The organism is Thioalkalivibrio sp., from assembly GCF_041690275.1.
GTDB lineage: Bacteria > Pseudomonadota > Gammaproteobacteria > Ectothiorhodospirales > Ectothiorhodospiraceae > Thioalkalivibrio.
Genome location: NZ_JAWLHP010000078.1, coordinates 1 through 9,728, shown reverse-complemented (window position 1 = coordinate 9,728; position 9,728 = coordinate 1). Strand labels below are relative to the sequence as shown.

Below are 9,728 nucleotides of genomic sequence, written 5' to 3'. Positions count from 1 at the left end.
TGCGCGCACCTGGAAGGGTGGCCGAGCGGTTGAAGGCACCGGTCTTGAAAACCGGCGAGGGGAAACCCTCCGTGGGTTCGAATCCCACCCCTTCCGCCACATAAGCCACTGAAACGAAATGGTTTTTTCGCGAATCACCCGCTGCGCTCCAACGCCCTCCTCTCCCCGATTGGTGCAAGTTCGGTGCAAAATGCACTGGGTTCTGATACAATAAACGCACAAATAAGCGGGCCGCCAAGGATGCGGCAACATCCCCGGCGGCCCTGACCACCCCCGACTGAGTAGGAGTCGAGACATGGCTAGACCGCAAGCTATCACATACGGTGGGCGCACCCGATACCGGGTGCAGATTCGAAAGCTCACCCGTGGCATCAACATCACGGAATACTTCGACCGAAAGCGCGAGGCCGATGCCTTCATCCGCGAGGTGGAGAACGCCATCCGCGAAGGCCGCCCCATCACCAGCAACGTCACCCAGGCCCGGACCACCTTCGCCGAGGCGGTGGAGGCGTATCTCAAGGACCCTGGCGCCCTCTCCACCTCGAAGCGCCGAGCACTCAAACCGACCGCGGCCGCAGACCGCAAGGTGCGCCTGAAGTGGCTGCGTGACCACTGCTTCGGAACCGTGGCCCTGAAGCGCCTCACCTTCGAAGTGATCGACGCGAAGCTGACGGAGCAGGCGCAGGAGCGCGGCTGGTCGCCGGCCACCCGCTACCGCTACGAAACCACCCTCTCCCGGCTGTTCGACTACTGCAAGAAGCACGGCTGGGTCGCAGTCAACCCCCTGAACGGAGCCGAACGGCTGAACGACGCGAAGGCTCGGCGCAGAACTTATACGGATGCGGAGTGGCAGGCGCTGCTCGAAGCGGCCGACGCGAGAAACGACATGCTCGGCATGTTCCTGCGTCTCGCCTGGAGCACGGGTGCGCGGAAAGGCGAGCTGCTCAATCTCCGCTGGTGCGACATCGAGCCGGCCGCTGATGAGTCGCTCGGCGCGAAAATCTGGCTCCACGATGTGAAGAACCACGAGCCGCGGACCGTCTTCATCGACACAGCGACCTATGCCTTGCTCCAGGCCCACGAGCAGGAGTACCGCAAACCGTCTTCGGTGCTGGTGTTTCCGTCTCGCACCCGGCGAGGCCGCTATGCCGTAGACCAGCCGTTTCGGGAGGCCCGGGAAGCCGCAAAGCTAGACGCGCCAGACCCGAAGTATGGCGAGGTGCTGACCATCCACCACATCCGTCACACCTGGGGCACCCGCCTGGGTGAGCGCGGGGCCACCCTGGCGCAGCTCATGGCAGCCGGCGGGTGGAAGACCCCCGGGATGGTCGCTCGCTACATGAAGCGCCGCGAGCAGCAGGCGGCCGAGGCAGCGATGCTGCTCGCCGGAGCGCGGGAGGGTATGTGATGGAGCTGACCCTCGCCCTCTTGTACCTCCTACCGGCGCTGATCGCGCTCCTCCGCGACCACCGGCATTTCTACTGGCTATTCGCCCTGAACCTGCTGCTCGGCTGGACGGTGATTGCCTGGCTGGTGGCGCTGGTCTGGTCGTGCCTGGGCGCGACGGAAGCGGGACGCCCGCACCGCGTCAATTAACAATCAGGCTTGCGTCATACCTAACAGCGCGTTTAGTATTCTCCTAATCTCTTGTTAAGCATCCTTTGTGGCTGCTGCAACAAGATGGGCTGGGGTGGAGAGTAAGGCAGTCCCACGCCGCCGGACTCGAACCGGACCGCCACAGTGATCCCGCGCCGTCGACCAAACATTGCAGGGAAAACGCTGAGGCTGTGCTCTCCGCTTACACCACGGCACCACCTATTTCAAGGAGTCTGTGCCCCGTGGGCTGCCTTGACGCTAAAGATATAGCGGTGCCCGGTTCATTGCAATAAGAGCACGCAGGCGACCACTCCGGTATTGCAACAAAAAAGCCAAAAGCCCCTTTTGTAGAAACAGCCGTGTGAAGCTTCTCAGGCTGCCTCCGCCTCCAGATACTCCTGCACCAGCTTGCCGTACTCCTCCGGGGACAACGCCTCGGGCGGGTGCGCCTCCACCGCTACCATGATCCGCGCCGCGGCAGACCGCAGCAGCGACACCATGCCCGCCGTCTGGCGAACCGCGGCCACGGCATCGGCGAGCAGCGCCGTGGCTTCATCGGGGTGCTCGGCCACGAATTGAGCGACTGCACCCGGGGGTTGGGCGAGCAACGCTACCAGGGTGCGACGGGTGGATGCGCTGGCGTCGAAAGCATTGGCGAGGGCCAGGGCTTGCTGCTTGTCCATGCTGTTGCTCCTGCTGGTGTTTCGGGGGTTTCGGAGCAAACTCTAGCGCAGCGGCGCAGCGGGTGACAAACAACTAAACGCTGTGGGCGGTCACAACGCGGGGTTGTTAAAACTCCTCAGTGTCCAACCGCGTCAGCGTTATAAAATCCACTAGCAATTTTTTAAAATATGTCTATTGTCGGGTGTCATGTTTTGAAGCAACGGTAGACACGAAAAAGAAAAAGGCCCCTTAAGCCGAAACGAGCGCCCTCTCTCACAAAGCCGCTTGTTCCTGCTACCGGGGCCGGTATTAGGCACCACTCACCCTTACTAGGAGATTAGATGATACCTAACGGCCACCAAGGTAGTCCCAAATCGACCGCTAGGCAAGCGGCCCGAGCAATCATTGACGGCTTCGCACAGTCGTTTGGTCCACAGTTAGCGGCGCGGTTGGCGTGGGCAATTGCGGTGATTCTAGTCTTAGCGACCGTCCATTTCCTTCGGTGACGGTGCTTGATCCCTTCCACGGGACCGGCAGTTTGATGATGGGGAAAGGTGCCCCGACCCCTCCCTGCCCGGAAAGCTGACCAACAAACCAGCAGGAAGGGGCCGGGGCGATGCCAGCCTTTTGCCGTGGAGGACGGAGGAAGGTGTACCCACCCCACGGCCGGGCGGCTGGCAGCCCGTCAGACGCACACCCCCGGTGGGGACCGTGGCGAAACCCGCCGCGGGTGCGCAGCCTCTCATTTTCAGACCGTGTACAACAAACCGCAGAACGTAGGTCGAGCAATCTTGAACTCGCGCAGCAGCCGCATCTGAAACTCCGCGAGTTCCCGCACCTGTTGGCGTTGGATCGAGCGGCCCGCCTCGTCGTCGGCAAGGTGATGCAGGATGCCCATGACTGCGACTTCATCGGCGTAACACGCCAATTCAAGCAGCGCCTCGGTCTCGGCCGTCAGCAGGCCGCACACGGTTGCCAGCGGCGCGATTTCTCGCCACGTCTGCCGCGCATAGTAACCTTCGAGGTGCACCGGGGGGTCGTCCAGCGGGTGATTCAGGTCCTCGTCGAAACCGTCGTACATCTTTAGAACTCGTCCCATCCGTCAGGCGCACCCAGGGTGTCGTCGATCCGCGGCCGGCGAGCGAACGTATGCGGGCTCAGTCCAAGCTCAGCCGACAACCGCCGCTTCTCGGACAGTTGTGCCGCGGAGAAGGCGGACGGGTTCTCCCGAAACGCCGCCTCCAAATGAGCGAACGTGGCAAGACTTGTCTCGAACAGCGGGTGCCAGGAATCTACACTCGCAAGATCGGCACGGTATTGCCGGTACAGTTTCTTCGCCTCGCTGTTCAACCAAGCCGGCGCACGTCCTTGCACCCTGCGGCGTGAGTGCGTTGTCGGCTTCGCCAGTTTCACGGGTTTCAGATGCGCGACCACAATTCACCTGTCAAATTTTCAAAGCTGCGCACGAAAATTCGCCTGCTGCGCCGGTCCTGTTTCGCTGCGTTCCTGGAAACCGAACCGGGGGGTTCCGATCAGTCATCGTCGTCGCCCTCGTCCGGGTCTTCGCCATCGAACTGGAATCCGGCTCCCGCGTTGTGCGGCGGCAGCGGCTCGTCCAGTCCGTCGATGGCGGGCAGGTCTTCCTTGCCGCGTACCTCGTTAGGCGTCATCACGCTGTGCTGGAGCATCACCTGGTACAGCTCGGCTCGCGTCCGGGTGTCACCGCGTAGCAGGGCGTTGACGTTGAACTTGAAGTGCTGACCGTTGGTGCGGTCCTGAGCGGTGAGAAGCTTGTTGTCCAGCTCGGCCTCCCACTTCGCGATCCAGGAGCTGAGCGTGTACTTCACGACGAACAGGTCCATGTGCTCGGCGTTTCGATACGTGGCGCGGTCATAGATACCTAGCACCTGCGGTGGCACGCGCAGCATTCCGGCGATCTCCACCCGGTTGTCCTTGCGCGTGTCCAGGAACTGAGCTTCCTCTGGATTGAAGCTGAGCTTCTCCGTCCTCATCCCTTCATCGATCACGGCCCACTTGTGAGCACCGGAGCGCCCCCCGTACACAGTGTTGAGCTGATTGGCGAGCCGCTGCGCCGCCTCCGGAGCGAGGGTATCCGGGTGGCTGACAATGAACCTCGGACTGGCACCGCTGCCGAAGAACTGGCCCCCGAACTCCTGAGCTGCCAGACCGAGACCGATGACGTGGCGGGCGTACTCCAGAAAGGACAGCCCTTTCAAACCCTGCTCATCAAGCATTAGGCCCGGGACATGGATCACGTTGGCGGCGGGGAAGAACACGGGCCGGCCGGCGACCAGCGTGCGGTACAGCAGCGCACCCTCCTCGATCACAGGCTCGGTGGCCCGCGATGGGAGCGGCCACAAAGCCACGGCTCGTCCCTCGGGAGTGCGCTCGATCCAGGCGTAGCCGTTACCGTGGAAGACCGCCCGCGCCTGCAACACAGATTTGAACGTGACCGCATTCTGTCGGTCGTTTGGTCGTCGCCGCAGCAAGTTTGCCTTCGGTCCACTGTGGACGCGAGAAGTGCCGGCCAGATTATCTTCGTCCTGCATCAGCTTCACCGGCAACATCCCTAGGGTCGAGCTGATAAAGTCGATACCAGTCCAGACTGCGGAGTGGTTCAGGGCAGTGTAGTCGGAGACTGGCACGCCGGCCGCGGTTTCCCGACCCAACACCTCCCTGAACCAGTTGGACAGCGCAGCGATACCTCCGATGGTGTCCCGCCGCTCGATCAGGTGGCTCAGCATAGCGTCAGCCCTGAACCCCCGTGACGCGCACCAGTGCCTCAGGCCGCTCCAGCACGAAATCAACCCGAGTCCACACCAGCACGCCGACTTGCAGGTTGGAGCGAAACGCCTCCCGAAGAATCTCCACCTGGACCTCCTGGCGCATTCCGATCAGCACCCGGCTCCAGTCGGCCAGGAGGAGTTCCGATTCATTGCTGCCGGCCCCGCCATCCGTCGGAATTCGAGTCGTGCGGAGCTGACGAAGCTGTTCCACCGAAGGCGGAGGACGCAGTGGCTGTCCAGTGGAATCCTCCAGGAGCTGAAGCGTCTCCCAATCCCGCGGACTCATCAACGCAGCCACGGACGGTTGGGAGCTGTCGATGTTGGCGTCTTCCAGTGCCCGAAGCGCCTGAACGAACGGGCTGTAACCGGTGAGGGTCGCGTTATGAGCGATCACAGTGACGCCGCTGGTTCCAGTGACGCCGAGCGGCTCGTCACCGGTACCACTGCCGAACAGCCCAGCGCGGTCGATCTCTCCACCCACCGCGCCGCTCAGGCTGGTCTCGGCGGCGGGCACGATGTTTGCCGCATCCTGCACCAACTCCACCGGAATTTTTACCATCACCGCCAGCGTTGCAGGGACGAAGCTGACGCGAGAGAAAATGGGGTCATCCTCGTTAACGGGGGCATTCTCGGGTCGCCAGGTAGGCACCGGGTCTGCGTCAATCCGCGCCAGATGAAATTGGTCAGCGGCGCCGCTCAACGGCACCGTGATCGCTCCCGCCCGGCTCAGAGCAGAGCCCGCTCGAATCAAGTCGATGAACCGGGCTGATAGCGCCTCATCGACGAAGAAACCGCCCGCCGAGCCGGTGGCGCCTTCCAGCGCCCGTTGCTCGTGGGGCGCGAGCCGCTGGCCCAGACTGCTGCGGACCGCGGCGGCGAGAAACGCACCGGGTGTGATGTCACCCTCTGTTGGCGGAGGAGCAATTCGCTCGCCGGGTCGATAGCCGCGCAATTCACGGCCGGTCGAGTCGCGAAATGCGATGCTGCCGCCGCTGGTGCCTACATTGACCAGCTCCAGTTGCAGCTCAACCGTGCTCAAGTCGATCTCCACACGGCGACGCTCGGTTCGCAGCTCGTCGAGTTCGCGCCGCTCGGCTCCATCCACGGCGCGTTCGTCGCCACCCGCTTGGTCTATCAGGCGGCCAATGCCCGCGTCGAGTTCGTCGTAACGTTCGCGCATGGCCTCGATCAAGGTGTTGAGGTTGCGGTCCACCGCGCCGCGATGGACTTTGTAGCGCGAGTACAGCTCGGAAGGGATGCGCATGACTTCTATCGTTCCCACGTTTTGCTAACCGAATTGATGCGCACCCTGCCACATCCGCGGTGACTGCCAAAGCCGCACGTTTCCGACACTTTCTCATTCAATACGCTGGAGCGCGTCGAATAGCTGGTTGAGGTATTCCAGACTTGAGCGGAGGCGCTGAGTCGGGCGCCCGCGACGCCGCGCTTGCAGGATGCGCTTGGTGAGCAGCACGCGGGCCTCATCCAAATCCGGAATCGCCCGCCGACGGATCATTTCCCGGTCAGCCGTCAGCTTTCGATCCAGCCGCTCCAGCTCCGCCCGCCACCGTTGCCGCCGGTAGGCCAAGCGCTGCCGGCAGCGGCGCGAGCAGGTCTGGCGGTGGCGACGGCTGTGGGGTGGCAGCGCCTTTTTGCACCCGGGTGCGGCGCAGAGGCGGAGCTGAGGCGCATCATCAGTCACGAGCGTTGCTCCGACAGGCCGGCGTCGGGTTTGTCGGGTTACTTAGGGGTAACCCGACAAACCCGACACCCGACGAGTCCTGTTGACCCGACAAACCCGACGAAACCCGACGCGAAACCCGACGCCTTTTCACCAGTCCTCCGTGGTGGCGTCGCCGCCATCGCCCCGGGTGGGCATCGCGAACTCGCCTTCAATGCGCCACTGTGCAGTCACCGGGTTGGCCTCGACTGCGGTTTTCCAGGCGTCTCTGGCGTTTGCGGCCGAGCAGCGGCGAAGGAACTCCGCCCGCCACCACGAAACCGGCACCCGGTCGTTCGATTTCTTAGCCAGTTCGAGCAGGATGGTCAGGGCGAGCCGCTGATTCTTTCCGCGGATGCTCCGCGGCTGCTCGACCACCCCGGGTGTATCCGCTGGAAGCAAAACCAACGAGGTCTCTGACAGCTCGTCGAATTCCGCCGGCAGCGGAATCTCTACAACCTCCGCCCGAAACCACCGCTCGGGCGGCGCCGGCCCGTCCTTCATCTTGCTGCACCGGAGCGACACCAGATCGGTCAGCCGCTCGTGGCGCTCCAGGCGATACTCAAAATCGACGTTCGCACGTAGCGCGGACGAACCCCGAGCGCGGTCCTTGGCGCCGTGCCCGGTGTGGTGAACGATCAGCACGGTGGCGCCATACGGCTCGCGCAGCAGCCGGTCGATGTTGCGAAGCGCCAGCCCCATGTCCTTGGCCGAGTTTTCCTCCGCACCCGGTGCAGCCTTCGCCAGCGTATCGACCGCGACGATTCGCGGCGGGCCGTGTTCCCGGGCGATGGCGGCTACTTCATCGGCTGCTTGCTTCGCGCTCGCGGGATCGAACAGGTCCACCGCTCGGCGGCTAATGAAGATGGGCAGTGTTGCCATGTCCACGTCGTGTTGCCGGCACCAAGCCGCCACCCGGCGAGCTAGCCCGTTCGCACCCTCGCCAGCGAAACAGATCGAAACGCCTTGGCGCACGGCGTGGCCGTGCCAGTCCCGGCCCGAAGCGGTAGCGAGCAGCAAGTCGAGCGCGAAAAACGACTTGAGACTGCCGGGGAGTCCGACCACCATTCCGGTGGAATCGGTTTCCAGGGCAGCGTCTATCTGCCATTCAGTCGGACGGAGCCGTTGTTGTAGCTCGGCGCCGTCCATGAACAACGAGCGCCGCGACATGCCGCCGGGTGTATTGGTAGATTGGTTGGTATCGTCCGGCTCATCGTCAAAATCTTCAAAATCTTCCGCGGGGTCGCCCATCTCATACGGGATCGACTTGGCGACGTGATGCTCCCACAGATAGACCAGCGCCTTGTCCTGGTTCTGCCGGCGGTGATCGAGCGCAACCGCCATCGGCCCTGGCAGATGGAAGGCGACGCTCAATCGTTCCTGGGCATCGAGCCCGAGCAGGGCGAGCCGCTTCATCAGCCCGGCCACGAGCTTGGAGCGGTCGGTGCCGGGCCGGAACACGCCTTTGAGGGCGCCCCGTTCCTCCGGGGTCAGGTACGCCGCCACCTTCCGCAGCTTCCGCAACGTCTCGGCTTCGTCGAGCAGCGGCGGCATCTCGCCGGCATCCTCGGCTTTCGAGGATTTGGTGGCGTACTGATAGAGTTCTTTGATGGCTTCCGCTGACGGCGGTTTGATGGGGCGGTTGTGGAGGACGTGGCCGGTGAGGGTGGCGTATCTCGGGGAGTCGCCTTTGTAGACTTCGACTCCGCTCCGTGCATTGGTGAAATCGTGCGGGAGCCCATCAGCTTGAACGAGCACCCGCAACCCTGTGCCGCTGGGTGAGAACTCGACATAGGAATCGAGCAAGTTGACCAGCCGCTCCGCCCACGGCTCCAGGGAGAAGCCGTCGTCGGCAACGCAATCATCGAGGTCCACCACCGCGATCCCGTCGCGCTCCACCAACCGGCCAATGACCTTGCCGCGGCCGGCTTCGATGGCGGCTCGGGCTTGCTCGAAGCTGCCCCATGTCTCCGGTTCTTTCGTGGAGATACGGCGCCCGCTGGTGGGGCTCAGTGGTATCTTGTCCTCGCTGGTGACGCAGAACCGACCCTCGCGCAGAGGGATGGCGTCAAAATCCGGGGCACCCCAGCCGGCAGGCCGGCTAGAGCCGTTGACAGCGGTGCTGTGGCGCGGGGTAGACTCCGCACGTCCATTACGCTTCCTGTTGGACGTTGAGCCACCCGCACCGCGTTGGTGCGGGTCGCTCATCACCTCCTCCCGGCGGCTCTCGCCTGCGATTCCTCACGCCAGTGCCGAATGAGCCGGCTTTCCGAGACCAGAAGCCTGGGGTGGCTCCGGGTGCCGGCGGCGAATCGCTCAATGACCGCGCCGCTCGCAACCAGTCCGTTCTCGTGGCGATGGCGCAAATCCCAGCGAAACGCACTCTGTGAGGTATAGTACCTGCGTCCGCACTGGTCGAAGAACTGGCGGGCCGGCAAGTAGTCTTGAGGCAATCCGTCGTCCGCGAGCGGGAACGACGTTTGAATGGTCGAGGTGCGTGGCATCTTGAAAAACCCTGTTCGCAAACACTTATCCCCCAACCTCCGGCTGGGGCGTTCAAGTGCTCACAAAGGGCAAAGGTTCTCGGTCGTGTGCTGGCGTTTTACACATCCCCTACTCGGGGAGCCTCCGGCCCAACGGAGGTGCCAGTGAGCCACGTGGCGAACTCTACAAATGAAGTTTCCGACTCGTCAACTTTTCCGTTCGCCGCACCCCGGCGCTTCTCCCTTTGGTGCAAACTTGGTGCAACGCCATGCACCAAACGCCTCGAATACACACAACTCCACAACAAACAATCGCCCTGGAATTGGGGGCTATTGGTGGCGAGATGAGTCACTATTCGCTCTTGAAAACCGGCGAGGGGAAACCCTCCGTGGGTTCGAATCCCACCCCTTCCGCCAGGATTCGCAGGAGTGACGTTTCCACGCCTCGCCCCCCGATCA

At 63.2% G+C, this 9,728-nt stretch carries 8 protein-coding genes and 1 tRNA gene; 3 read left to right on the top strand and 6 right to left on the bottom strand.

Annotated features, from left to right (window positions below; all coding sequences use genetic code 11):
- The first annotated feature begins 11 nt into the window (after window positions 1-11).
- The 3 genes from ACESMN_RS12310 to ACESMN_RS12300 all read left to right on the top strand — a co-directional run bounded on the left by ACESMN_RS12310 (window position 12) and on the right by ACESMN_RS12300 (window position 1,596).
- A tRNA-Ser gene (locus ACESMN_RS12310) sits at window positions 12-99 on the top strand.
- Window positions 100-295: 196 nt separating this feature from the next.
- Window positions 296-1,408 (top strand): tyrosine-type recombinase/integrase, encoded by a 1,113-nt coding sequence (locus ACESMN_RS12305; protein ID WP_373053897.1) that lies wholly within the window; start codon window positions 296-298, stop codon window positions 1,406-1,408.
- Window positions 1,408-1,596, top strand: a complete 189-nt coding sequence (locus ACESMN_RS12300) for a superinfection immunity protein (protein ID WP_373053896.1) — start codon at window positions 1,408-1,410, stop codon at window positions 1,594-1,596. Before ACESMN_RS12305 ends, ACESMN_RS12300 begins: the two co-directional genes overlap by 1 nt.
- A gap of 371 nt (window positions 1,597-1,967) precedes the next feature.
- Here ACESMN_RS12300 and ACESMN_RS12295 read toward each other — a convergent pair whose 3' ends face one another.
- The 6 genes from ACESMN_RS12295 to ACESMN_RS12270 form a co-directional block, all read right to left on the bottom strand.
- Window positions 1,968-2,279, bottom strand: coding sequence for a hypothetical protein (locus ACESMN_RS12295; RefSeq protein ID WP_373053895.1), 312 nt, complete (start codon window positions 2,277-2,279; stop codon window positions 1,968-1,970).
- Window positions 2,280-3,007: 728 nt separating this feature from the next.
- Window positions 3,008-3,340, bottom strand: a complete 333-nt coding sequence (locus ACESMN_RS12290; protein ID WP_373053894.1) for a hypothetical protein — start codon at window positions 3,338-3,340, stop codon at window positions 3,008-3,010.
- A gap of 451 nt (window positions 3,341-3,791) precedes the next feature.
- Window positions 3,792-5,024 carry a phage portal protein gene (locus ACESMN_RS12285; RefSeq protein ID WP_373053893.1) on the bottom strand — a complete coding sequence of 411 codons (1,233 nt, stop codon included), beginning with the start codon at window positions 5,022-5,024 and terminating at the stop codon, window positions 3,792-3,794.
- Window positions 5,025-5,028: 4 nt separating this feature from the next.
- Complete coding sequence (locus ACESMN_RS12280; protein ID WP_373053892.1) at window positions 5,029-6,330, bottom strand: phage major capsid protein; 1,302 nt, start codon at window positions 6,328-6,330, stop codon at window positions 5,029-5,031.
- A 93-nt stretch (window positions 6,331-6,423) separates the two neighbouring features.
- Complete coding sequence (locus tag ACESMN_RS12275) at window positions 6,424-6,768, bottom strand: hypothetical protein (protein WP_373053891.1); 345 nt, start codon at window positions 6,766-6,768, stop codon at window positions 6,424-6,426.
- Window positions 6,769-6,897: 129 nt separating this feature from the next.
- Window positions 6,898-8,994, bottom strand: a complete 2,097-nt coding sequence (locus ACESMN_RS12270; protein ID WP_373053890.1) for an AAA family ATPase — start codon at window positions 8,992-8,994, stop codon at window positions 6,898-6,900.
- Between the last annotated feature and the right edge of the window lie 734 nt (window positions 8,995-9,728).